Source organism: Zhongshania aquimaris (assembly GCF_019312595.1).
Classification (GTDB): domain Bacteria; phylum Pseudomonadota; class Gammaproteobacteria; order Pseudomonadales; family Spongiibacteraceae; genus Spongiibacter; species Spongiibacter aquimaris.
Genome location: NZ_JAHWDQ010000001.1, coordinates 1,518,639 through 1,543,110, shown reverse-complemented (window position 1 = coordinate 1,543,110; position 24,472 = coordinate 1,518,639). Strand labels below are relative to the sequence as shown.

The following is a 24,472-nucleotide window of genomic DNA, read 5'->3' as shown; positions in this document are numbered from 1 at the left end:
AGTGCTAACAGATTACCGTAAAATAGCAAAGGCACAGAGTGGCTTGCAAGTGAAATAGTGGTAATCACTTGGCCCTAAGCCGTGTGGACTAGTAGGCTTGGTGCGATTTGCTGAGTCGCTGTTTCTGTAGGGGTGACTTGGTTTGGTCGCTGCCGCGCAAACTAACTTTTGGTATCAGCGGGCATGGCGCCTGAGATCGTCGTATCTCAGGCGCCACTTATTACTCTGCTTTGGGAAGGTAGCCGCGCACATGGACATCTTGTTGCGGATAGGGAATGGTGATTCCAGCGGCTTTGAATGCATCCCAAATGGCAAATAGCAGCTGTGAACGCAAATCAGCTTTGCCAACGTCGCCACGAATTCGCGAGTGAAACTGCACGCGAATCATAAGGGCCGAGTCGCCGTAGTCCCACAGCAATACTTTGGGGCCCGGGTCGCTGAGTACCGCAGGGTGCTCGACAAGCAATTCCTTAACCAGTTTTACCGCGTGATGTGGGTCGTCGTCGTAGCTGATGCCTACCATTAGGATGGTGCGCATCACGTCGTCGCCGCGGGTCCAGTTGGTAAAGGGTTTGGTGATAACCGCTGAATTTGGAATGATGACCTCTTGGTTATCAAAGGTCTTTACCGTAAGCGAGCGAATACCGATGCGGGTTACCTCGCCCTCATATTTGTCGACATTAACAAGGTCGGTAGTTGCCAGCGGGCGCTCCACTAGCAGCAAGATCCCGCTGATGAAATTGACCACAATTTGCTGCATGCCAAAGCCGATGCCGACGCCTAAGGCGCCCGCAAACACTGTTAACGCAGTTAGGTCTAGGCCGATAATTTTCATTGCCAAGACGAGGCCTAGCACCACCACAAAATACTGGGTGAAGGTAGACAAGCTATTGCGAATACCTTGGTCGCTGACGCCGGTGTAAACCCAGCGATAACTGACTTGCTTGCTCCAGCCCGCGCCCCATACCGCGACAAACAAAACCAGCAATGCCAAGGCAAAGGTCTTAACTTTGATAGCGGTGGCACCGGCCATAAATAGGGTGGTGTCTAGCGCAATGGGAATATAGCGCACCACCGGTGTTTGCATATTCCACTGGTATAAAGAAAACAGTAATTGCGCGCTCAATACCAAGCTAAAAAGCACCGCAATGCGATACAGCGGTCCGAGAATATATTGACGCCAATAAATTGCAGATTCAGCGTCGCGGCGATCAAACCAGCGCCCCACGGCATTAAATATGGCGCGGATAATATTGCGAACAAAGTGCAAGCCGACCCCAACTACAAACAGCCAGCCAAGACGTTTAGCAATGGCCTGGGCTAAATCAACATAACCAAATAGGCCGGTAATGGCGCACAGTACCAGCAGTATGGGCAGCATCAAGGTGAAACTGCGCAACATACGTGACTCTAAATTGCCAGAAACACCTTCCAGTAGCAGCTTGCGTAAATGTAACAGTGGTAGCGAAATTAATAACAGGCATAGCATAGATAGGCGATCGATGGCGTCGATTACCGTCGGTGACAATGCAACCGTGTGCGCGATAATTAAAGCACCACTGAGTATTGCGCTAAGCATAATCACCCACCGTGTCTCTAATAACAGGACTGCGGTTTTTTCTCGGCTGAGTTCGGGTGTGTAGTGATCAAGTAGGTTATTTATAAAATCCAAGGATAATTTAACTACTGGGAAAATCAGCAGTGGCGTTAGCAGCAGAATTAAATCTGCATCGCGAAGATGTAGCAGCGAGCCCAGCGCAATAACAAAAATTGGCGGTAATAAACTGAGTAAATTGCGGTGAATAATATCCAGTGGTACCCATGCGGCGGTTTCTTCATTGTCGGCGCGGGACTGCACGATGTGCAGTTGCTTGGCCAGTAATCGCCGTCCCTGCAGTCCACCAAAAATCAGTGCGAGCAAGCTCAGCAAGCAAAGGCCTTTGGTGCTGTCATCGCTGCGCTCGAAGGCATTGCCAATATTAATAATGGTTTGCTGAAACGCCACACCAACGCGAACCGGTAGACTTAACAGATTGCGCCCTAGCTGAGCCCAGGCCTGAGCGTCTGACGGCAGTTCGCGAAGAACCAACAGTTCTGCACTGGCGTTGCTAGCCAGGTCTTCGCGATACACTTTGTCGACTTTATCTATGCTAGTCAGCAGTTCGCTTAGCTCTGTGCGACTGGTGCTGGCGAGATCGATAAGCCCGTTAATTAAGGCTAGGCGCTCTTGATAGGTGCTATCAGTGCCCGATGCGATATTGCCCTGCTGGCTGATAATTTTAGCTTGATCATCAAATTGCTTTAACTTTTGATCAATCAGTTCGCCTTGTTCGTTTAGGCTGTCACGAAGCTTTTTGATATTGTCTAGCGCCTTGTCAATCACCCGCACTGGCGTGGCTTGCGAGCCGCTAAAAATGGCCAGTGATTTGAGCATACGCGCAGCTTGTAAGCGCACCATCTTCACTTGATAAAGCTCTGCCTGTTCCTCTGCGGCAAGCGCAGACAGTTCGAGTAGTCTGCGTTTCGCACGTTCTGCCTGTGTATCTCCGCTAATTGCGCCAGCGTCGCGGCGCGCAGTTGAGGCAGAAATTAACAATGCATCGATTTGCTTTTGTAAAACTAAGCTTTCTCCGCTGGGCTTTTTGCTGCTGGCATTTAAATCGGGAAGCTCAAAGCGTGCTTGCAGTAAGTTGAGACGTTGGCGGGCGAGGGCAACGCGGGTTTGGAAGCGCTCATCCAAGCGCTCCAGTTGGTTAATCAGGGTGTGCAATACCTCGCGCTGCTCATACATCGTGGAAAGTTGTTGCGGGTCGCCGCCCTCTGACTCGCTGTCACTAATATCTTCTTCTAATTGAATGAGTTTGCTGCGGCGCGCTTTTAGTCTGGTTTTTAAGCCATTTTCACGGGATTTTAACGACGCCAAATCTAATCTAGCGTCCTCTAGTAATGTGGGGGTAATGTCACGGGTGAGCGCAGCCTCGGCACTGCGCAATCTATCGCGGTCGCGCAAAATATCACTGTCTATCTGCGCAAACTCTTGGCTGATGTCGGCTTGTGCGCGATTCAGTCGGTCGAGATCGCTGTCGTCTTGGGCGAGGCAGGCACTGCTCATGGCGACAGCTAGCGCCGCCGCGAGCAGCGTAGAATAAAAATGGTACATCAATTATTCCCTATGAATGTCTGCATAGTATATTGCCAATCGCTGCTGCGGGTTATTTCTAGCAGGCTCAGGTTGAGGTTTTCGCGAAATTCAAATCCACTGCGCAAACCCAGGGCGTAATCCTGTTTGCTGCCAGAGAAATTAAGGACATCGATTTTGGCGTCGTCATTGCGCAGCAAATAACGAAGCACGGCCTCGTCGTAAACTAGGGCATCGGCTTTGCCAGACTTTAATGAGTTGAGTCCATCCTCGGGGGTGGCGACAGCAAGCGATCGCACGCCGCGTGATGCAAGCGCTTGCTCACCGGTTGAGCCGCTGACCACCAGAGTGCGTACGCGATCTAAGTCTTCGACGCCGTCTACCGCGGTGTGAATTTGATTTAGGGTTACAGAAGAGGCAATCGCAGCGGTAAAACTTGAAATAGTGATGACACTGACAAACATCCATATTGTGGCTAATAGTCGACCCGCGCGGGTGATAGGCGCTTTATCGCCGTAGCCGACGGTGGTCATTGTTACCGCAGACCACCAAAAGCCATTGCCGATGCCATTAGAAAAACTGCCGCCAAATTGTTCAGGGTTGCGTTTGTGTTCAACCAGCCAAAGCAGGGCGCCAACACTGAGCAATAATACCGCGAGAATGCCAACCGCACTCAAAAATGCTGGTGAAACAAGTTGGACGAGTAGCGATGTCCAGCCACTGTCTTTAAGGGGAGTGGCAATGCCTAAGCCGGTTGAGAAAAATGAATAACTAAAATCAATGAATTGTTCGCGCTCGGGTGTCATCGACAGCGCACCAACAGCAACGTCAATTTTTAATTCCGACAAGGCGCTTATTTGCGCCTTTGCTGAACTAATCGGCACCCACTCTGTTTCCCAATTTTGTCGTTTGGCAATTTCTTTCCAGAGCTCTACTGAAATGCCGGTCCACTCCCCGCTTTCAGATTGCATCGCGAAGGGCGGTACCGATTTAATGCCGACGCGCATGGTTTGTTGGGCGTGGCTAGCTGAACTGAGAAAAACCAAGACGAATAGGGTTTGCCAAAGCAGTTTCATTAATCCTCCAGAATATTAAGGAATGTGATTGCGCGGTAACATAAAAATAAATCTTTGGCCGCTTTATACGTAAAATCAAGCGGCGCGGATCATTTTTGGCGCTAATTAGCGGGCGTAGCTATCTTCGCTGTTGATGTGTTTTGTTATATTTTTAGGCTCTACTGTGTTAATCGCTAATTTCACTCACTAGATTGTTTTGAATAAGAGAATATAGCTGCTCTGCAAGCGCTTTGAGTTGCTGTGCATCTTGAGGCTTCATTTTAATTTGGCAGCTGATATTGTCCGGTGTTTGTTTGGCTTGCTCGGCCAGTTGTTTGCCCGTTGCGGTCAGCAATAAAAGCTTCTGGCGCGAATCACTGGTCGCTTTGGCAATACTCACCAGGCCCTTGGTTTCTAGTCGCTTCAGGATCGGCGTTAGCGTGCCGGCATCAAAACGGGTGCGCTGAACCAAATCTTTTATGATCACCTTGTCCTCGTCCCACAACGCCAGCATCACCAGGTATTGGGGGTAAGTAAGGCCAAGCTCATCCAAAAGCGGCCGATAGGCTCGAATCAAGGCATTGGTCGCTGAGTACAGCGAGTGGCAAATCTGGTTTTTTAGTTTAAGTGCGGGAATATCGGTCAAGGTTGCTCTCCAAAGTCGGAACTATTTTGCGCACAAATCATTGACGGGTCAATTTACAACTGTCATTATTTTGCGCGCAAAGTAATTTTGTAGATGGTGGAGTGTGAATTCGCTATGGCGTGAGCAATCACCGTTGAGCATAGAAGCAAATATTTCTAGGAGTTAGTCATGTTAAAAGCACAATACAATGAGCGTGGCCCAGTGCCTCAAAAATCGATTACCGCCGTTGAATTTGAAGCGCCGGCGCTTGCCAACGATGAGGCGCTGGTTGAGTTGATTGCCTCGCCCATTAACCCCTCAGATGTCCTAACCCTCACAGGTGAATACGGCATATTGCCGCCGTTACCCGCCATTGGTGGCAATGAGGGGGTGGGTAAAATTGTAAAGCTGGGTGGCAAAGGGCCTGCTATCGGACAAACCGTCTTGCTGCCGGCCGGCAGTGGTACTTGGGCTACCCACATGGTGTGCAAAACTGCCCAGCTTATCCCCGTGCCGAATGAGGCTGACCCTAAACAGCTGGCCATGATGACAATCAACCCGCCAACGGCTTTATTAATGCTCGAAGAATTTGTCGATTTAAAACCGGGTGATTGGGTAATTCAAAATGCCGCCAACTCCGGTGTGGGCAGCTATCTTATACAGCTGGCAAAAATTAAAGGTCTTAAAACCATCAACGTCGTTCGCCGCGAATCCGCTGTAGAGGGTGTAAAGGCTCAGGGTGCAGATGTTGTGCTAGTCGATGGCCCTAAACTCGCGAAACAAGTTGCAGAGCTCACCGGCGACAATCAGCCTAAGCTGGGCATTGATGCGGTGGGTGGATCGTCTACCGATAGAGTTGCCGCGTCACTCGCCATGGGCGGCACATTGGTTAACTACGGATTAATGAGCGGGGAACCCTGTCAGGTGTCCGCGAGCTCATTTGTCTTCCGCGACGTTACATTAAAAGGCTTCTGGTTGGCGCGCTGGTTTCGCAATGCCGCGCCAGAAAAGCAAAAGGCAGTTTTTGGGCAAATTATTCAATACGTCGCAGAAGGAAAACTGCAAACTAAAATACACGCCGAATATCCGGTCAGTGAAATTAAACAAGCTGTCGCCGCTGCGGCCGAGGGTGGCAGAGAAGGGAAGATATTGGTGGTGGCGTAAACGTTTGGTTTTGAATGATTGAAAATTAAAAAGGCGAACTGGGATCAGTTCGCCTTTTTTGTTTGGTCAGGTGCAAGCGCAGTGATTTGGTTTGTGTGTACTTATCGACTAGGAATACCTTAGTTTCCTTCGGAAAGTCCCGCCGCAACATCTCTAAATGACAGTAAGGCGGCTTCTAAATGATCAATAATCTCCTGTTGTAATATCGCAGGTGAGGGAAGATTGTCTAGGTTGTCCAAGCTATCGTCTTTTAGCCAAAAAATATCCAGGCTGGCTTTGTCGCGAGCTATCAGGTCGGCGTATTTATAGAACTTAAATCGCTCGGTTTCCTTGCGACTTTTGGCGTTGTAGCGCGCAATGAAGTCTTGTAAGTCAGATAAAGCTAGAGGGCGCTGTTTTAGTGTGAAATGCTTATTGGTGCGCAGGTCGTAAAACCAAGTACCTTTGGTGTGTATTTTGCCATCACGAGGTGCGGCGTCAAAAAACACTACATTGGCTTTTACGCCGTTGGCGTAAAATATGCCGGTGGGTAAGCGTAAAATGGTATGCACATTACAGGTTTCTAACCACTTGCGGCGAATGCGTTCGCCCACGCCCCCTTCAAACAATACATTGTCGGGCAGCACTACTGCCGCTTTACCCGTATCTTTGAGCATAGAAACAATATGCTGTAAAAAATTGAGCTGTTTGTTGGTAGTGGTGGCCCAAAAATCTTGGCGTTCGTAGGTCAGTGAATCTTTATCCTCTACGCCTTCTTCGTTGCTAATCGTCATGCTGCTTTTTTTGCCAAAGGGTGGGTTGGCCAGCACGTAATCAACATATTCGGTAGGTTTATTCAGTAGGGCATCCGCGCGTTCCACCTCTGGCTTGCCGTCAATGCTGCCTATGTTGTGCAAAAACAAGTTCATTAAGCACATGCGGCGGGTAGAGGGCACGATTTCATTGCCATGAAAGGTGCTGTCACGTAAAAATTCTTTTTGTGTTTTATTTAGTTTGTTGTTTTCTGAAATCCACTTGTAGGCACTTAAAAAGAAGCCGCCCGTCCCGCAAGCAGGGTCGGCGATGGTTTTCATCGGCTCTGGGCGTACACAGGCTAGCATCGCATCAATCAATGGGCGTGGAGTAAAGTATTGGCCTGCACCACTTTTGGCGTCTTCCGCATTTTTCTGTAATAAGCCTTCGTATAAATCGCCTTTGGTGTCGGCGTCGAGGCTGATCCAGTTTTCTTCGTCGATCATTTTAATAATGCGCGATAGCTTGGCTGGGTCGGGTATTTTATTCTCCGCCTTATGAAAAATTGCCCCCAACATGCCCTCGGTTTTAGCCAGCGACTTTAAGGCTTTACGGTAATGTTCTTCGAGTTTTTCACCGGTTTTATTCACCAGGGTGGGCCAAGCGTAAGACTGCACGACGTTGGTGGTGCGGCTGTAAGGTGGTTGGGAATACTCGTGGGCCATTTTTAAAAACAGTAAATAGGTGAGCTGCTCTAAATAATCACCATAGCCCACGCCGTCGTCACGAAGGGTGTGGCAATAGTTCCAAACTTTTTGTACCAGGCTTGCTGCGTTCATTAATTCTGTTCCAGGTTGTGGTCACTAGGGCTGTGAGCCACATATTTCTTTTGGGCTGCGTCTATCGCACGCTGCAAGCGCTCGTGTAGCAGTTGTCGTTCGGGTAATACGGTTAGGTATTCCGCCACATGGATGCCGGTGGCATCCAGTTGCAGTAGCTCTACCTGTTCTTGTCGGTTCTCGGCACACAAAATAATACCCAGTGGCGGCTCTTCACCGGCTTGGCGTTCGTGTTTGTCTAACCAGCGTAAATACAGTTCCATTTGGCCTTTGTAGTGGGCTTTAAAGGCACCCAATTTAAGGTCGATGGCTACCAGCTGTTTAAGGCGGCGGTTGTAAAACAGTAAATCGATGTAAAAATCTTCATCATCAATTTGGATACGCTTTTGCCGGGCAATAAAGGTAAAGCCCGCACCCAACTCCAGCAGAAAACTTTCGAGGTCGCGCAGGATAGCGTCTTCCAAATCTTTTTCAAGGTAATGATCAGTTAGGTCTAAAAAATCCAGTACATAAGGGTCTTTTAACACCATAGTGCTTGATACCTGGTCTTGTAGGGCCAGGCTATGCAACTCTTGCTGAATCAAGGTTTCGGGTTGTTTTGATAGCGCTGTGCGCTGGTATAGCATGGAATTAATACGGCTGCTCAGTTCGCGTACGCTCCAGCGCTCTATGCGGCACATTTGGGCGTAAAACTCCCGTTGTAGCGGGTCGCCCATGGTGATTAGCTGCTTAAAGTGGCTCCAGCTCAATTGTGCAGACAGTGTGTGCACAATTGATGCTTGAGGGAATGCCTCATAGAATTGCAGCATATAGGCCACATTGCGGCTGCTCCAGCCTCGACCAAACTCGTTAGTGAGCTCCCTGGCTAGCGTGGCTACGATTTGCTTGCCGTATTCAGCCCGTTCGCCGCCTAACACTTCTTGATGGATACGTTGGCCTATTTGCCAGTAAAGTTGGGTTAGGGTGGTGTTGACCGAGACAGTGGCTTGTTGTTTGGCGGTAGTAACTAGCGTTCGGATTTCGTTGACGAAACTTGTTTCGATATTTGCATCACTCATGCTACGTCCTCCAACTGCACGCCGAGCACCGCGTCTCGTATAAGATTAACGACTCTCTCGTTTCCATTTTCAAACTGCGTAAGCAAGTATTCAAATATCTTAGGCTCTAAAAAACCTTCTCGAATACTCGGGAATTCAGATTTATCTTCGAAATAAAACTTCAACCGTTCTTTGACTTGATCGTTGTTCATGTCGGGGGAAATTAATCCTCTACGCATGTCCATTCTACATTTACTAGAAAAATCCCTCAGCCATCGACTAAAGTTTTGATCTAGAACATCTCTTTTATAGCGGGTGCGAATATCAAATACATTATCCCAAGTTTCTGCCTCTTCACTATTCGGGATAAAATCCACTTGCCATTCTGGGAGCGGGCTATTGCTATCAGTATCAAGCCAGCTGTTTAACAATGATACTACCGGTGGTGATTCGCAGGCATATGGATCAAACGCCCGCCGCCTATTGCCCTGCTCACAACGAAGCACATCTTTAGCTTTTTTGTAATCTCGATTGCAGCAGCGACACATTGGAACTAAATTTCGCATATTCGCGGCGGAAAATGGATAGATGCTTTTTGCCAGGTAATGATCTTGATCTTGCGCCGTCTCTTCGGGATTCATAACTCGCTCTATGCCACAGAACGGGCATGTTTTTTCATCGAGACCATTAAAAACAATATGATATTGACGCTCTCTAACCTTAAAGTCTGTCAGTTTTTCAAAGCAAAAAATAAATAATTTTTTGACTTTTTCCTGCACACCAGGAAAGCTTACTTCAAGTGATGATATTTCCTCACCGCCAAGAAGTAGATCCGAAACCCTGTTTTGACTTTCCATCACGCCTAGAACCTGAGGTCTCACCACCGGCAATAGTTGCTCGACTTCTTCTATATACTCGAAAACTCTATCCCTAATCCCTTTTGAAGATATTATTTTTTGCCTATTATCCTCAGCAAGATCATCTGGTATGAGTTGTCTCCAAGTTTCTTGATTCCTTGCAACTATGTCCCCTCTATCAAGCCGAGCATGAATTTCATAAATAGCTCCGATGATAGTTTCATGAAGCCAGTTTTCTTGAGTCGCCGCAATGGGGTAGCACTTAAGCACCAGCACTTCCCTTTGCTTTCAGCTGCCGAACTCTATCCGCTAAGTACATGCGCTCTACGGAATCGCCCAAGCCACGCATAGCTTCCTGAATTTCTTCGGTACTGTCAGACTTTAATAATTCTTCTATTTTCAATCTTGGGATATCGGATATTGGCGGAGAGATAGAAAAACACTCTTCTAAAATAGTATCAAAAGTACTGCCAAAGGTTTCTATCTTTGGGCGTCGAACATCAATTACTTGCGTATCATCGTCTTTCTTGAAGACAAGCACATTATCGCTCTTCATATCAGACGGCACAAAAGGCGAGTGGGTTGTAATCAGGCAGTCTTGCCTAGCAACTTCGGATACTTCATTTCTTACACCGCCGCACGTTGGGAGATTCAGTATTTTCGAAATAAACTCAACACGCCAGCGGGGATTGAAATGACTTTCTGGCTCATCCAATAAGAACAGCACATTAGGGTAATTCACCATGCACAATGTACCCAATAGCTGCGCAAGCTGATGCTCCCCATCAGACAGTGAAACGTAGTCCACCGGCTTATCGCTTTTGTTCGAGATGAATTCAACACGCTCGAATCGGAAAACCTTTTGTCTTTCCATTGGCTCAGGCAATCTGGAAGCAAAACGGCGCTCCGTTACTCCTTTTTCATACTCCTCTCTATCCTGCTTTGGTATTACCAAGTCATTAAGCATTGCCAACTTGTGAAAGCAAGAATAAAGCTCTAGCGCACCACCTTCCCAAAAATTTCCAAAAGCAGCGTGTGTGGCCCCTTGAATATAAAAATCAAAGGTATATGTACTCGTTTTTGAGTCGTAGTGATAACAAGTGGCACACCTTTCCAAATATCCAACATAACCTTGTAATTCGTCTGTTAGTTGAACTACTTTTTTCCCCGTACCGTACTTCAATTGGATAACGCATCTAAATGAACGAAGAGCCTTAAGATTCGGTTCTTTAATTAGATGTTCACGGATAGTTTTATCATTTAGAAGGAGATTAGCTACTAGAACCTCTAGATTAGTAGCATAATCAATCAGCAGCATCCTAGAATCAGGAATGGGCTTTGATTTCAACTCTTCTTTAGTCGCATTGTCGCGCACCTGACTTGCATAGCCCGCACGACTCACAAAAAAAGGAATACTAAGTGTTTCATTGTCACCAGAGGTATAGCCAATAACTTTTTTTGGCAATAAAGGTTCTACTTGATCCTTAGTAACCACAGACCAATTTTCATTGACAAAATTCTCGACAACTATTTCGAGCTTTTTCTTTGCCACTGCTCGACGATAGATTCGAACACGCTTTTCACTCCCCGCCTCAGCACCCAAAATATATTCAATTTCAAATTGGATATTATCGTTCGGCTTACCCTTTTCCTCTTCGGACAAATATTTGGCGAACACAGCCTGAAATATTTCAGCAATGATCTGTAAAACCTGCGACTTGCCAGTTCCGTTCGGACCTATAAGGCAAAGCGGAGAGAAATTATTAACATCAGTCTGCCCTTCACGAAATGGAATAGATAACCCATTTAATAGCCCACCACAGGTATCCGCATCTATAATTTTTAGGCTTACCAATTTCATGCGCTAGCCTTTTTGAAAACCATTTTTTTATCGCTGTCATCAAAGCTTTGATAAATCACAGGCTTTGATTCCGAAAGGGCGAGAAAAATTAGGTTCTTAAGGTTTTCGTAATCTGCACTTGCACCAGCCTCCATATCTGCAAAGGTGAAATTCTCCTTATCGAGTTCAGAAATCCACTTCTTTAGCGCATCTAGGTCAAAATTCTTCATAGTATTAGGTTTTTTTTTTGCACGTTTGGGTTTGGGTAGTTTGGCCTGCGCTGCGCGTTCGGCTTTAATTTTTTCTAGCAGTACGCTGGCGGGTTCATCGTTGGGATTTTGTGGCGCTAGCTTGCCAGAGAAAGCTTCTTTTAGGATGTTTTTTCGCTGAGCTTCCGATTGCTTTAACGAATTCTCAATGGCTTTTAATTTTTGCAGCGCCAACAATTTTTCAGTTTTAATGATTTTTACTAACGCTTCTTGTTCGCCGGTCGGAGGTAGCGGGACTGCGATCTTGGAAAATTTACCTGCACTGAGATGATTAATGCCAACACCGCCAGCAATATCCATGTACTTCCCCAACTTTTGATAAGCATGAAATAACTCAAAGCAAAATTCAGGTTTTAAACCAATTGACGTAAAACGAATAACCGTATTTTGGAAACAATAGAGCTCTTCTGTTTCTGGCCAAATGCACGGCCTGCCAACATGTGCTGGGCTTCCAGAAGCTTCAGTTAGCAGAATATCTCCTGCGTGTAGTTGATAAACTGGGGCTTCCTTTTCAGTAAAATCCATTTCTAACACATCCGAAAAATCTATTCCTTCTTCTGTAATGTTTGCAGCCCTAATATATTTGGTCGGATTATTGCCATACATCTTTGAAGGCGTTCTCTGCCTGCCAAGTTGAACAAGTCCTAACTGCGCAACACTCGCCCAAACCCACCCCTCAGGCAATTCCGGTAATTCACGGGTATCTGGTTGCACCGGCTCAGGATATTTTTTTTGCCAGTCTTTGGGCGGCGTTTTACCTTTTTCTTTAAACTCGGCCAGTTTTTGTTGTTCCCAGCGTTGGCGGCGTTCGGTGAGGATGCGTTGCAGCAGTTGTTCGCCGGTTTCTGTTACTGGGTTTTGTTTGCGCCATTCGGCGGTGAGGCTGCCTTCTACGGCGCTTTTTAATAGCGATTGACGGTATTGGGTGAGTTTTGTTTGCGCTGCTTTGAGTTCGGCTACGCCGTTGTCGAGGTCGGAGAGGAGTTCTTCGAGTTTTTCTACGATTCGGATTTGTGCTTTTTCGGGAGGTAAAGGGAGCAACAAATTATTAATCGTGGCTGATGATAAGTGCTTAACAGTTATTGATGAGGTATGTTGATGTACTGCATCCAGATAATGAGGCAATAAATAGGTTAGAAATTTAAAATCGTAATGTTTACTTTCTATGGAAATCTTACAAACCCTTTGGTTTAGAAGAGCTTGTCCGCTCCTCCAAAATGCGGAATTAAAATCCCCATCCATTCCAACTAATAGATCGCCATCAAAAATCAAATATTCCTCATCGTACGGGCCATCGTAAAAGGTATTTGTTTCACCTGAGACAATATCTCTAATTCGAATTAAAGGAAGCCCCTTACCTACAGAGTTGAAATGGTTTGATGAAAAAGCAAATCCGTTTAGAACAATCGCAACATCAGTTAAACGAACGCGCTCCCATGAATCATGTTTGGATAACAATCCGGTCGTATCTTCATTTATTAATTCTTCAATACTTTTAGTAAATGCCATAAGTTTTCGGTAGCCTTTTTAGGCCACCAACTCCCGATTTAATTCATCAATCATCGTATCTAATTCACTCTCAAATAAGCCCCAGACTTTCTGCAGGCCGCCTTTATCAGAAAAGGGGCTGTAGTCAAAGTCGTCGCGGCTTATACCGGCGCTGGTGGCGATATGGTCTTTTATCATGCGCAGCCATTCGGTTTGTTCTGGTGTAAAGCTACTGGCGCGCTGAGCGTTGTGGCGGAATATCCACTGTTTAAATTGGCTGTCTACTTGCTCGGCAAAGGGCTTTAGCTCTTGCTCTACACCAATGGCAAATTTAACCAGGGCGATAATATCGCACAGCTGGCGTTTTTGGTTTTGGCCTTTTGTCGCGGTGGGCTGAATACGGCTGTAGGCGCTCCAGAGTTTTTCGGTGGTTAATAACAGCGGCGGCTTTTGCAGTTGCTCGTGCAATTGCTCGATCATGGCGAAGGTGAGTGTGCGGCGCTGGTAGGGTTGCTGGTAAAAAAAGCTCAGGGCTTCAATGTCGTTTTTGTGTTGTTCGATAAATTCACGAAAGGTTTGCACTAATTGCTCAGCATTGGCGATGGCTTGCTCGCTAAAGTCCGAGACTAATAAGGTGTCGAGGTTGATATGATCGATCACTTGTTCGCGCTCGCGGCGGGCGCTTTCGATGCTGTCTCGCAGTTTGGGGTTATCGAAAGGCGCGCAGGCTTGGGCGACGAGTTGCGCGCGGGCGGTGTCGCGCTCTTTCTCGGTTAGGGTGTCTTCGCTGCGGGTGATGCCCGCGGCTTTGGTGTTGCTCAGGGCCTGCTGATTGATGGCATCCGGGTCTATGGCTTTTAACAGGCTTTTGGCCAGTTGCTGTGCGCTTTGGCCGGATGTTTGTTCAATCTTGGTTAAGGCTTTTTTATCGGCCTGCTTGCTTAAGCGGCTTAGGCGGTTGGCCAGGCTTTGAATGGTGTCATTATCGCGGTGGCCCATAGCCACGCCTTGCAGCAAGTCTTTTAAGGGCAAGGTGGGGTTGCGTTCCAGCGGGCGGCTTTCGGTTTTTAGGGATTTTTCTACGCCCACGGCGTCGATTAATATAAAACGGTCTTTGGCGCTGGTGGCGCTTTGGCTAATACGATGCAGCTCTTCAAAGCTTAAACTGCGCACGCCACGGCCTTTCATTTGTTCGTAGTAACCTTTGCTGCGCACGTCGCGCATAAACAATAGAACTTCCAGCGGTTTTACGTCGGTACCGGTGGCGATCATGTCGACGGTGACGGCCATGCGCGGGTTGTATTCGTTTCTAAAGTCGCTCAGTACGGCGTCTGGGTCTTTGGCGTTGTAGGTGACCTTTTGGCAAAAGTCGTTACCCTGGCCGTATTCTTCACGCACCATTTGAATAATGTCGTCGGCGTGGCTGTCGGTTTTGGCGAAAATTAAGGTTTTGGGTACTTCGCTGCGGTTGGGGAATATTTTGGTTTCTACCGCCGCTTTCATGGCTTTAATGACTTGGCGGATTTGGCTGGGGTTGACCACCGAGCGATCCAGCGCTTTGTTGTTGTAGTTTGTTTCTTCTTCGGTTTGATCCCAGCGTTTTTTGCGGGTGAGTTTGTCGCGGTGGTCTACCCATTCTTTGGCGTCTAGTTTTGCACCTACGCTGGTGATATCGGTTTCAATCTCGTAAACGTCGTAACCCACGTTTACGCCGTCGAGTACGGAATCTTCGTAGCTGTATTCGGCGACGACGTTTTCGTTAAAAAAGCCGTAGGTGCGCTTATCGGGTGTGGCGGTGAGGCCGATTAAAAAGGCGTCGAAGTAGTCGAGCACTTGTTTCCACAGGTTGTAAATGGAGCGGTGGCATTCGTCGATAACAATAAAGTCGAAGGTTTCTATGGGCACGGCGGGGTTGTATCGCACCAGTTTGTGCTGCTTTTGGTTTTGTTTGACTTCGTAGAGCGAGGTGTCTTCGGCGCTTTCGTCAATGGGCTGGCCGCTTAGAATGGAATACATACGTTGGATGGTACAGATACATACCTCGGCGGCGCTGTCGATGGTGTTGCTGTTTAGCCTTTGTACAATATGGTTTTCGTGAAAGAAGGTTTGTTTGCCTTGGGGTTTAAAGGCGTGGAATTCCTGTTGTGCCTGTTTACCCAGGTTGCGGGTATCGACCAAAAATAAGATACGCTTAGCGCCGCCGTGGTTGAGCAGTCGATACGCGGCATTAATAGCGGTAAAGGTTTTACCGGCACCGGTGGCCATATGGATGAGTGAGCGGGGGCGGTTGTTGGCCAGTGATTTTTCCAGCCCGTTAATGGCCGACACTTGGCAATCACGCAGGCCATCGGTGGCTAGTGCGGGCATGTTGTTGTGCAGTTGGTGGCGGGTGGATTCCGCTTGGCTGTGCCACTGTTGCAGGGTTTCGGGCTTGAAAAAGTGGAAAATTTCGCGAGAGCGTGGGGCTGGGTCGCGTAAATCGGTGAATCGAATCATTAACCCTGTGGCTTCAAATAAAAATACGATGGGCTTTGCTTCTTTGTTCCACTTGAGTTGGCTATTGGCGTAGCGCGCGGTTTGTAGCTCTACACCGGTGAGTATGGTTTGGTCTTTCTTGGCTTCAATCACACCGACAGGCTTGCGGTCTATGTACAGTAGATAATCGGCCGGCCCAGTTGCTGTTGGGTGTTCGCGCACGGCAATACCAAGGCCTGTGCCCAGGTTGATCTCCCTGTAGTTTTGAATGTGCCAGCCTGCTTGCTCAAGCTTGTTATCTATCGCATCACGGGCGATTTGCTCAGGGGTTTGGTTAACCATCTACAGCTTTCCTTGCTCTAGTTGTTCTTTGCAGAACCGCTCAAACTGCTTTAAAGCGAGTTTAGATGGGTGGTTTTTACCATTTTCCCAGCGATTAATCGTCGCAAAACTTACGCCAAGCTCTTTTGAAAGATCTTCTTGGGAAAGGCTTAGCCGAGCTCTAAGGCTTTTAACCGTGTTTGCGAACTCGTCAGCGGTTAGCGTCATAAGCAATCCCTTGTGCATTACTGCGTCAACCTTGTAGATCAAGCAGGAATGTAACACTTGTTATGACAGCTGTGAATGTTGGTGTTTTTATTGTGCAAGTGAGAGTTGCTATTTGTTTTAAATACATCATGGGAAAGCGATGTGGACAATATGTGGTCATTGACCCGTCCAAAACGAAAATTCGAAAAAAACCCTATGAAAATCAATTCCATAGGGTTTGTTTTTGGTGGAGCCGGCGGGAATTGAACCCGCGTCCGTCAGTCCGCCACTCAGGGCTCTTCACATGCTTGGTCTCCGTCAATTGATTTAACCGCAAACAGCCCGACGGTCAGGACGTTATTGGCGATTCTGATTAAGTGTTTCGCGGCTCCGCCTCAGACAGGCTTTGCTCGCTAGCTTGTCCTATCTGGTCGGTGTTGCTGCTCCAGACACCGGTTGCGCCAGCGGGAGTGAGGTGCGATCACCATTCGTCGGACTGGCTGGTGGTGTGGTCAGATCTGACGACGGTGCCCGCTTTCGCCGAGCGTCCAGCGGAAGTTGAGTCCTAGCTTTGGGTTGGTGATGGCGGGCGTTAGGTGCCTCCGTAGTCGTTGTTGTAGCAAAGTCCGTAATCCGCGAGCTCGATGGCGATCGAGTCTGAGCGGTTTGATTTAGCGCGGCGTTGGGTCGGCCAAGGTCGGAATCAGTGGTGTCGTTTGTCAATGTGCAGGACTGATTGGTGTAGGCCCCCCAGTTTCGGGGGCGGTGTTGCCGTTGGTCTGGGCCACCGCTGCTAATATCAGGAGAAGCGAAGTCCTTGAGGGAGATTGCCGCGCGGGAGCGAGTCGGCCTTCAGCGTTGAAAATCAACCCGCGTCTGCAGGCGACCACGGACCACCTGCCCGCCAGCGTGCTGAGAAAACCGTGTTAGTATTGGCCGCCTTGATGACGGGAAGCATGAACGTGATCAGTGTCGCAATGACGTCATTCAGCGCTAGCGCTTCCAGGCGGCTCTTTCTAAGGAAGGCTTGCCACTGCGTCTGTTTTTGCGCGTCTTGCGCAAACGCATCGGTGAGGCCGAACGGGACTTCCCCAATCAGAGCGGTCTTACGTCGATCGAAGGTCGCCCGAATAGCTTGGCGAAGGGTGTCGCCATCGAAGTCGGTGTGCTGCGCCAATATCCACAGATCAAAATAATCCTTCATGCGACTGTTGGCGATGCCAAGGGACGACAGCGCTTCGAATTTCTCGGCTACCACGGTGTAGCGCGGATAGGCCCGCAGCTTGGGTGCTGCGAACTCCGCCAGCATGACAGGGTATTCGACATCCTCTGGGCCAGGCGTCACGGCGTCGCCGAATCCAATATCGATCTGGATTTGGCAGCGCGCATTGTCGATCACACCGAGCAACATCACGCGCACACCAGTGTAGTTCGTCTCCTTGCGGATTTCAGCGGCGTGCACGGTGTCGGGTTGAAACGCCACTCCGTCGTGCGCTTCGATCGTGCATATTTCCCTGAAGACGGTTTCGATGTGCGGCAGCTCTGCCGAGCCAAATCCCAGAAAATCAGCATCTCTGGTTGGGCGATGCGGAATGTCGAACCACAGGTCAAACAGTAAAGCACCCTTGAGCAGAAACTGATCCGCGTGCTTCGAGATGCTGATCCGGTACAGCAGCCGCTCAATCGCATAGCGCGTGAGGACTAAGTTGAAATCCTGTTTGGTCTCGCGGGCGCGGTTGAGCAGGCGGGCGCGTACTGATGCCGCCACGTTTCGTTCATTATTCATGGCAGGCTTTCCATGTAGGGGCGCATGACATTGGCAACGCGGCACAGCGTGGCATAGCGCCATAGTTCGTCCATGCTCACGCGCTTGGCACGCCATGCTTCCTGCAGCGCTTCCATTGCCACATCGAGGCCGATCTTGTTGCGGAACTTGAAGCAGTCGGCCACGGTGCGGGCGACGTTGGTCACTCGCACGGTCACGCCATCGATCTGGTGCTCTTCAATTCCATCGGTCAACGCGGGGCCAGAAAAGCGCACGATGCGCAGCGGCGGGTAATCCATCTTCGGCGCACGAGCCTTGTTGGGAATGGCGAGCCAGACCTCGAACGGTGACTGGGTGGTGAGATCATGCACTCGCAGAGCCGACAGCAGGCAGACAATGGCTTGCGGGTGTTTGCGTGCCGCCTCGGCTAGCGTGCCATGCGCGGATACGCTGCGATCAGGACGGGCATACAGACCGCGACCCACGCGGATGAGTAGGCCCTGCCGAACCAGTCGCGTGAGGGTGACGCTGGGTAGACCCAGCGCATCGAGATCTCGCGGGCGTATCAAGCCGAGTTGGGCGGTGAGATCCAGGATGGCTTGATGCGAAGTTTTCATGCTGTCATGATGTTGCGTTACGTCGGTAAATGTCAATATTTACTGACAAAAAACAACATCACCCTTTGCTGTTCGATGCTGTAATCCAACCGCTTGATTCGTCCGCGCGTAGCTGGCTCTTTGATCTGTATAGGGCTGCGTTCGGGGGGCGAAGTCCGCAGGAACCGGCGCGATTGGGCAATAAAAAACCCCAACTTTTTCAAGTTGAGGTTTGATATTTGGTGGAGCCGGCGGGAATTGAACCCGAATTTTTTGCTTTCATATCAAATGGATACCTATCGTTGTGGCTTAACGGTGGCTTGCATTTACATGCTTGTGTCGAGTTCTGCGTGTTGTTCGCCGAGTTGGGCAGAGAGTCGCTGCGCTATTTTATCTTCTATCTGAGTGTATTTCGATAGTATAGCTCTTTCGTTTGTTACTGAAACCTCAATAGATTTAATTATAGCTTGTCCAGTAGTCTTATCCTTTCTGGGCTGGCTTGCTTTAAAATATTGCTGGAATCTTTGAGGTGATACGCCTTCAAATGGTTGGATGATTACCTTGTCTGTTGCAGCTTCAGATTTTGTAATGCTGTCTTCATGTAGTTCGATAGCTTGGCTCTTTTCATATGGCTCGATGTAGATTACTTTTTTTATTCCGGAGGCAACAATATGTCGTGCGCAATTGTGGCATGGAAATGTTGTCGTGTAGATTGTTGCTCCTTCAGTTGAGCAATTAGCTTTTCTAGATAGTGAAACAATAGCGTCCATTTCGGCATGAATGGATCTAGAAAATTCAATTAATGATCCAACTGTAGTGTCGTCAGCAATTTTTTGCGCGATAGCTTGGGCCTCCGCGTGGGTAATTGCTTTGTGCTTAGTTATGCTCTCAGTTCCTGGTGCTAAAAGTGGATTGTTTAATGAATTAAAAATCACCTCGCCTATGTCATATTTTAATTTGTTGATTTTCTCTGTGTTGTAGCACTTCTCACCTTTCTTTATGCACCGAAAATCATTATCGCCATCTTCTGGACGATAAAGTCCACCACCAAATTTTGGGACGTCATTTCTTCCGGTAGCTAAAATATTTCCTGCATCATCGCATATTGCTGCACCCACTTGACGTGATAAACACGCGGATTGTAATGATGCTGAATAAGCGGAATACATCCCTATTTCAGGAAGCGTGGGGGTGATCCCGTTTGCGTTGTGACATAGGTTTATAAAGCGGGTTATGTGGCTGTTGAGCCTTGGTAAGTTCTCTGAGTTGTAAGATATGTAATAGTCACAGTACAACATTGTTTTCTCAAGCTGCTGGCCATGTGATTCATCATCTTTTCTGTCTCGGGATATTAGTTGATATGCGTCAGCCTCAGTTATTCCAGAGCCTCCTAGGCTTTTTAATCTTTGTATTTTTTTGTCGTCATTTGCGAGAACGCCAACAAGGTAAAAAATATTTCCGTAAACCTCTTGTAATAATTGTGCTTCATTCGGGTTTTTAAGTTGATTTATTATGAATGCTGTACGTTCGGTAGTTGCAATTTTATCGGGGTCATCAGAGAGTGTTGGGTGATCTTCCCTCCACTTTGAAATGGAGTTAATAGCCAATTGGGCGCAAAAGTGAAGGTCAAAATTATTTCGTAAATAATTTCCAAGGTTTTGTAGTTTTGTAATTCGCCCAAGTGTTTTTTCACTTGGGCTTGGAATGAATTCTGATAGCTCTGGAATAATTTTGTCTGACTGGTAGGCGCTATGATATAGCTTATAAAATGATTGCATAAGATCGCTTACGCGAATGGAAACCACTTTGTAACCTGATGCAGTTAAATGATTCTCAAGTTTTTCCGTAACATCTTTAATGCCGCATCCAACTGGGCCGCATAGGCCAATAACAATCTCTTGCGATGCCTTTTTTGAAAGAATGTCGTCGAAGGACTCTTCGGAATTAGATTTATGACTAGGTTTTCGTTTTTGGGCAGTATTCGCAGACAACAGCAAACTCCTTTTGCTTTAGGTTGGAACTGGTGGCAGTAAAATTTCTTTTACCAGTCTAGTTGATTTGCCCTGTTAACTGCTTTTTGAGAAATGAAGTTAGAAGGCGAATTTGCACGCTTATCAGTAAATCTAGAGTGGGAAGATATGGGAGTGACTAATGAGTTACGTTTGTCGTCAGTAGGCACAACTTTACATGCCGATTTTTCGATTTCCCGTTTCATTCTGGCTTCTCCATGATCAGACAACAACTAAAATGCCTACTTTGCCTAAAATATAGATTTTTATTAGTTAGGGGAATTCCGCATTGATTTTTAACATAAGCAGAATTCAATTGCTATTGTTTATTAACAGGCTAAAAATTTTAGCGGATTGTACACCTTGCGGAGCCTAAGGCTAAATTAATTTAGCTATTCAATACCCATCTTCCATAGTTCTTGACTATCATGCTCCAGTCTTTGTGGCCCATGTGGGATGCAAGCCATAGTGGGTTGGTATTTTGCGATAACATTTGTGAGGCAAAGGTATGCCTCATTTGATAGCACTCTCGGTATTTTACCTTTGCAGCCTTTAAGGCGGGTATCCATACACGCTTCCGGAATGGCTGGTCAGATGCCCATTGCATAAGGGTTTTAGGGTCGTGAAATATGAATGGGGACTCCGTCCGGATGGTAAGTTGCGCTTTAATGGCAAGTAATGCATTTTCGTGTAGTGATATCTTCCTCTCACCGGCACGTGTTTTAGGTTGTTTCATTCTCCCATAGACAAGTGCTTCTTTGATAACTGCAGTTCCCTCATCAATAGAAACATTCTCCCATTTTAGACCCAATAGCTCTGAGGTGCGTAAACCTGTCCAGAATCCAAATTGAACAGCATTTTTAGGGCTGCCTTTAAGTTGTTCTAGGATTGCGTCAATTTCCTTTAAGGTAAAGGGTTCTGGTTCTCGTGTTTGTATCTTGAGGTTTTTGATCCGTGACATTGGATTGTTGTCGATCAGTTCGTCGTGAAACGCTCTTTCCATGATCTGCCTCAGCGGGATAAGGATGTTATTAATACGCTTGGCTGAAATGTCGAGTCCATTGATCCATGTCTCGATCTCTTGCCGGTTGAGTTCGTCTAGCGTGTAATGGCCGAATCTGGGTTCAAGGTGAAAGCGCACCGCTGAGTTGTAGTCCCTCACTGTGCTGTAGGCATGACGCTTCTGGCAGGACACCAGCCAATCATTCATGGCGTCCTTCACTAAAATGTGGCATCCGTTTTTGGATGCCTTAGCCATAGCACTGTTACTCTCTGGAAACTCGGTAGGGTAGTCGAAACTACCCCGTTCAATTTTCGAGAGTATCTCGATTCTCCGGTTATTGGCGTAGCGCAGATTGGCGTCTGTTGGTGAAAGCTTCAGGCTTTCGCGGCAACGCTTCCCCTTGTATGTGAACTCAATCTGAATGCTTTCTTCCCCGCGCACATTTACGCCTCGAAACTTTCTAGCCATTTGTTGACCTCCTCTACATTGATCATGATTCGGCCGTCTGGGCCTTTGGTGAAATGAAGCCGATAAAGCCACTTTCCATTCTTTGTTTTTGCTCTGATGGCGTCCTCTGAATAGCCGCTTTCCTCTGCGAATTTCTTAATCGTTACCCACTTGTTCATCACTTTGTCTCCGTTGGTGTAAAGTGGTCTCCATAGTTGCCGATGGGCTAGGCGGCCAACAGAACACAACCCAGTTGCAACCCAGTTGCTGGGTAGAGAGTCTTTTAAAATCAAGGAGATAGAAATTTCGTGTCAGAGCGAATAGATGCAGAGGAATTGCTAACATCCGGTCAATTAACGCAAGAGTGGCTGCGTGAATCTGGCATAGCGACGGTTAAGCCGGTTGATCTTTTTGTTTCACTCTATGAGCAGACCCGCGATTACATCGCTCAGGGCGTCAATATCGATGATGCTCAGTTTACGGTGGCGGAGCTCAATGCGCTTTTGAAGGGTAAGAAGGAAGGCGAAGATAGCGCCGACGTTGCCCGAAAGTACGTTGTCGATAATCTCAAAAAGTATCAGGAGCTGGTGGCCGAGCATCGCGAGTCGCTAGATGCTTATTTACGAAAGCACAAACAAAGTCAGCGTGTGGTCATTAGCTCTACAGAAAGTCAGGGTCGGCACAAAAAGCACTACTTTCTGAAATTGGAGCCGTTAGACGGTGATGACGGGGAGACTCAGACAGTCCCCAAGATTGACCCCCGCTATGTGCAATATCGGGTAAAGCAATTGCCGCGCCCTTGGCTTTTGGCGAGACCCTTCATGGCGTTAACCTTGGTGGGCTGGCGACGCACAGTATTTTTGGCCGGTATATTCGTTCTCGTGCTGGCCTTAGGTGGGCCGATAGTTCATGCGCTTGTTATAAGGAAACTCCTCTTATTGCATCTGTATATCATCATAGTCAGTGCAGGAGTTTTCTATGTCGTCCGACCAATTTATGACGTAATCGAACGATCGATACTTATTGCCCCCGATTGGATGTCTGGATTCACTGTGCCATCTGCGCAGCTTGAATTGCGAGAGGTTGGCACGTTTGAGTCAGGGAGGGCAATTCGTCAAATTAGGCTTGCTGTTTATGAGGGTGAATGCCCTATCTGTGGTGGCAGTATTAATGTTGAAGATGGTAAGGGTGAGTTTAAAGGGCGTTTAATCGGTGAGTGCAGCCGAGCAAGAGCAGAGCATATTTATTCCTTCGATCATATTAGTAAGGTCGGTGTACCGCTGCGCAAAAATGGGTATTATCAGCCGAAGGTTTAAATTTTGGTTAGCTGAGTGGTTGTAAAAGTATTCTCAGCTTAAATAATATCTTTCTGTTTCAAGGATGAAATATGCAATTTGTCAGATTTGCGCTTACCCTAATTGCGTTTTGTTTTAGTTCGACAATTTTGGCAGAGATCTATCAATGGACGGATTTAAACGGACGGGTGCAGTATTCAGATGTGAGCCCAAGTGATGGTACGCCATATAAAGCACGTCCTGAGTTTGATTTGCCCTATGTTCATAGCGCCGATCCAGTAAAGCCTCAACGATCTTACCAATCCACAAAGCCGAAAGTATCGAAGCCCCAAGCGACTATGATTGAGCGTACACGTATAGGTCGCAACAATGATCATACGTACCCTTGTAAAGGTTATTTGGAGGAGCTGGAGGCGATCCAAGAACGCATGCGGAAGGGCTACAATATTCGTCTCAGTGACTACTATCACAAACGCAAACGTAAAATCTCTGATTTATATTTCAAAGAGTGCCGATAGGGGCCAAGGGGTTAAATGCCAGAGCATAAAAGAATAGCACTTCTCATTGATTGCGATAACGTAAGCCATAATTCTATTGAAGGTGTACTAAAAGAATTGGCCAAGTATGGGATGGTTAATGTTCGCCACGCTCACGGAGATTGGAATAGTCCATCTCTATCTGGTTGGGCTGAACGTTTGCATCCGCATGCAATTAGACCAATGCAGCAATTTGCGTATACGAAGGGGAAGAATGCAACCGATTCAGCGATGATAATTGACGCGATGGATCTGCTATACAGTAAAAATGTTGATGCTTTTGCTTTAATGACGAGCGATAGTGATTTTACTCCTCTAGTACTTCGGATTCTTGAGAGCGGATTACCCGTGTACGGATTTGGCGAGAAGAAGACGCCGAAGCCCTTCGTTGATGCGTGTTCTCCTTTTATATACACAGAGAATCTTGTTACCGAAGACGATGACAAGGTCAACAATGGATCTACCATTGAAAGGCAAGATAGAAATAAATTAAGGTCAAATACTTCGCTCGTAAAGCTACTTAGAACGGCGGTAGAGCAGTCATCAGAAGATGACCATTGGGCGCACATGAGTAGAGTTGGCCATTACATTTCTAATAACAGCTCATTTTCAGCGATCAATTATGGTTACTCAAAGCTAGGCGATTTAATTCGTGCTACAGAGCTGTTCGATGTTCAAATGCGGAACAATGGCTCTGCCATGTACATTAAAGACGCTCGCAAGTAGATTTTCCACAAGTGCAGGCAGTTGTCTTTTCGGTTCGGATCAATTGC

General features: G+C 47.4%; 19 protein-coding genes. 4 read left to right on the top strand and 15 right to left on the bottom strand.

Going from position 1 to position 24,472, the window contains the following annotated elements:
* Positions 1–220: 220 nt before the first annotated feature.
* The 3 genes from KXJ70_RS07030 to KXJ70_RS07020 form a co-directional block, all read right to left on the bottom strand.
* Entirely contained in the window at positions 221–3,160 is a 2,940-nt protein-coding gene (locus tag KXJ70_RS07030; RefSeq protein WP_219042709.1) for a mechanosensitive ion channel domain-containing protein, read from the bottom strand.
* On the bottom strand, positions 3,160–4,215 hold the full coding sequence (locus tag KXJ70_RS07025) for a transporter substrate-binding domain-containing protein (RefSeq protein ID WP_219042708.1): 1,056 nt from the start codon (positions 4,213–4,215) through the stop codon (positions 3,160–3,162). The genes KXJ70_RS07030 and KXJ70_RS07025 overlap by 1 nt, the downstream gene beginning before the upstream one ends.
* Before the next feature lie 166 nt (positions 4,216–4,381).
* A complete protein-coding gene (locus KXJ70_RS07020; protein WP_219042707.1) occupies positions 4,382–4,840 on the bottom strand; it encodes a MarR family winged helix-turn-helix transcriptional regulator in 459 nt (152 codons plus the stop codon).
* Between the two features lie 168 nt (positions 4,841–5,008).
* On the opposite strand from KXJ70_RS07020, the gene KXJ70_RS07015 reads away from it, so the two are divergent.
* Positions 5,009–5,983: a zinc-dependent alcohol dehydrogenase family protein gene (locus KXJ70_RS07015; protein ID WP_219042706.1), complete on the top strand. Its 975-nt coding sequence runs from the start codon at positions 5,009–5,011 to the stop codon at positions 5,981–5,983.
* Between the two features lie 119 nt (positions 5,984–6,102).
* Here KXJ70_RS07015 and KXJ70_RS07010 read toward each other — a convergent pair whose 3' ends face one another.
* The 12 genes from KXJ70_RS07010 to xisR form a co-directional block, all read right to left on the bottom strand.
* Positions 6,103–7,554 carry a class I SAM-dependent DNA methyltransferase gene (locus KXJ70_RS07010; RefSeq protein ID WP_219042705.1) on the bottom strand — a complete coding sequence of 484 codons (1,452 nt, stop codon included), beginning with the start codon at positions 7,552–7,554 and terminating at the stop codon, positions 6,103–6,105.
* Positions 7,554–8,612: a PDDEXK nuclease domain-containing protein gene (locus tag KXJ70_RS07005; RefSeq protein ID WP_219042704.1), complete on the bottom strand. Its 1,059-nt coding sequence runs from the start codon at positions 8,610–8,612 to the stop codon at positions 7,554–7,556. Before KXJ70_RS07005 ends, KXJ70_RS07010 begins: the two co-directional genes overlap by 1 nt.
* Positions 8,609–9,724: a hypothetical protein gene (locus tag KXJ70_RS07000; protein WP_219042703.1), complete on the bottom strand. Its 1,116-nt coding sequence runs from the start codon at positions 9,722–9,724 to the stop codon at positions 8,609–8,611. Before KXJ70_RS07000 ends, KXJ70_RS07005 begins: the two co-directional genes overlap by 4 nt.
* A complete protein-coding gene (locus tag KXJ70_RS06995; protein WP_219042702.1) occupies positions 9,711–11,309 on the bottom strand; it encodes a restriction system-associated AAA family ATPase in 1,599 nt (532 codons plus the stop codon). Before KXJ70_RS06995 ends, KXJ70_RS07000 begins: the two co-directional genes overlap by 14 nt.
* A complete protein-coding gene (locus KXJ70_RS06990) occupies positions 11,306–13,066 on the bottom strand; it encodes a restriction endonuclease subunit S (RefSeq protein WP_219042701.1) in 1,761 nt (586 codons plus the stop codon). The genes KXJ70_RS06995 and KXJ70_RS06990 overlap by 4 nt, the downstream gene beginning before the upstream one ends.
* Before the next feature lie 18 nt (positions 13,067–13,084).
* A complete protein-coding gene (locus tag KXJ70_RS06985; protein WP_219042700.1) occupies positions 13,085–15,862 on the bottom strand; it encodes a type I restriction endonuclease subunit R in 2,778 nt (925 codons plus the stop codon).
* A complete protein-coding gene (locus KXJ70_RS06980) occupies positions 15,863–16,069 on the bottom strand; it encodes a helix-turn-helix domain-containing protein (protein ID WP_219042699.1) in 207 nt (68 codons plus the stop codon).
* A gap of 844 nt (positions 16,070–16,913) precedes the next feature.
* Entirely contained in the window at positions 16,914–17,834 is a 921-nt protein-coding gene (locus tag KXJ70_RS06975) for a nucleotidyl transferase AbiEii/AbiGii toxin family protein (RefSeq protein WP_219042698.1), read from the bottom strand.
* Complete coding sequence (locus KXJ70_RS06970; protein ID WP_255558212.1) at positions 17,831–18,466, bottom strand: type IV toxin-antitoxin system AbiEi family antitoxin domain-containing protein; 636 nt, start codon at positions 18,464–18,466, stop codon at positions 17,831–17,833. Before KXJ70_RS06970 ends, KXJ70_RS06975 begins: the two co-directional genes overlap by 4 nt.
* A 269-nt stretch (positions 18,467–18,735) precedes the next feature.
* Positions 18,736–20,400, bottom strand: a complete 1,665-nt coding sequence (locus KXJ70_RS06965; protein ID WP_219042697.1) for an anti-phage dCTP deaminase — start codon at positions 20,398–20,400, stop codon at positions 18,736–18,738.
* A gap of 406 nt (positions 20,401–20,806) precedes the next feature.
* Positions 20,807–21,889 (bottom strand): site-specific integrase, encoded by a 1,083-nt coding sequence (locus tag KXJ70_RS06960; protein WP_219042696.1) that lies wholly within the window; start codon positions 21,887–21,889, stop codon positions 20,807–20,809.
* The gene (gene xisR / locus KXJ70_RS06955; RefSeq protein ID WP_219042695.1) at positions 21,865–22,047 is read right to left on the bottom strand and encodes an excisionase family protein; all 183 of its coding nucleotides are present in this window, start codon (positions 22,045–22,047) and stop codon (positions 21,865–21,867) included. The genes KXJ70_RS06960 and xisR overlap by 25 nt, the downstream gene beginning before the upstream one ends.
* Positions 22,048–22,176: 129 nt before the next feature.
* On the opposite strand from xisR, the gene KXJ70_RS06950 reads away from it, so the two are divergent.
* From KXJ70_RS06950 to KXJ70_RS06940, 3 genes are all read left to right on the top strand, one after another.
* Positions 22,177–23,184 carry a hypothetical protein gene (locus KXJ70_RS06950; protein WP_219042694.1) on the top strand — a complete coding sequence of 336 codons (1,008 nt, stop codon included), beginning with the start codon at positions 22,177–22,179 and terminating at the stop codon, positions 23,182–23,184.
* A gap of 71 nt (positions 23,185–23,255) precedes the next feature.
* Complete coding sequence (locus KXJ70_RS06945; protein WP_219042693.1) at positions 23,256–23,681, top strand: DUF4124 domain-containing protein; 426 nt, start codon at positions 23,256–23,258, stop codon at positions 23,679–23,681.
* Positions 23,682–23,696: 15 nt separating this feature from the next.
* Positions 23,697–24,425 carry an NYN domain-containing protein gene (locus tag KXJ70_RS06940; protein WP_219042692.1) on the top strand — a complete coding sequence of 243 codons (729 nt, stop codon included), beginning with the start codon at positions 23,697–23,699 and terminating at the stop codon, positions 24,423–24,425.
* Positions 24,426–24,472 lie beyond the last annotated feature (47 nt).

What these genes read in the sequence shown, in the direction of transcription:
- xisR (WP_219042695.1), bottom strand. Translation starts at nt 22,047, where the DNA reads ATGAACAAGTGGGTAACGATTAAGAAATTCGCAGAGGAAAGCGGCTAT.
- KXJ70_RS06945 (WP_219042693.1), top strand. Translation starts at nt 23,256, where the DNA reads ATGCAATTTGTCAGATTTGCGCTTACCCTAATTGCGTTTTGTTTTAGT.
- KXJ70_RS07010 (WP_219042705.1), bottom strand. Translation starts at nt 7,554, where the DNA reads ATGAACGCAGCAAGCCTGGTACAAAAAGTTTGGAACTATTGCCACACC.
- KXJ70_RS07015 (WP_219042706.1), top strand. Translation starts at nt 5,009, where the DNA reads ATGTTAAAAGCACAATACAATGAGCGTGGCCCAGTGCCTCAAAAATCG.
- KXJ70_RS07030 (WP_219042709.1), bottom strand. Translation starts at nt 3,160, where the DNA reads ATGTACCATTTTTATTCTACGCTGCTCGCGGCGGCGCTAGCTGTCGCC.
- KXJ70_RS06940 (WP_219042692.1), top strand. Translation starts at nt 23,697, where the DNA reads ATGCCAGAGCATAAAAGAATAGCACTTCTCATTGATTGCGATAACGTA.
- KXJ70_RS06975 (WP_219042698.1), bottom strand. Translation starts at nt 17,834, where the DNA reads ATGAATAATGAACGAAACGTGGCGGCATCAGTACGCGCCCGCCTGCTC.
- KXJ70_RS06960 (WP_219042696.1), bottom strand. Translation starts at nt 21,889, where the DNA reads ATGGCTAGAAAGTTTCGAGGCGTAAATGTGCGCGGGGAAGAAAGCATT.
- KXJ70_RS06995 (WP_219042702.1), bottom strand. Translation starts at nt 11,309, where the DNA reads ATGAAATTGGTAAGCCTAAAAATTATAGATGCGGATACCTGTGGTGGG.
- KXJ70_RS06985 (WP_219042700.1), bottom strand. Translation starts at nt 15,862, where the DNA reads ATGGTTAACCAAACCCCTGAGCAAATCGCCCGTGATGCGATAGATAAC.
- KXJ70_RS06980 (WP_219042699.1), bottom strand. Translation starts at nt 16,069, where the DNA reads ATGACGCTAACCGCTGACGAGTTCGCAAACACGGTTAAAAGCCTTAGA.
- KXJ70_RS06990 (WP_219042701.1), bottom strand. Translation starts at nt 13,066, where the DNA reads ATGGCATTTACTAAAAGTATTGAAGAATTAATAAATGAAGATACGACC.
- KXJ70_RS07005 (WP_219042704.1), bottom strand. Translation starts at nt 8,612, where the DNA reads ATGAGTGATGCAAATATCGAAACAAGTTTCGTCAACGAAATCCGAACG.
- KXJ70_RS07025 (WP_219042708.1), bottom strand. Translation starts at nt 4,215, where the DNA reads ATGAAACTGCTTTGGCAAACCCTATTCGTCTTGGTTTTTCTCAGTTCA.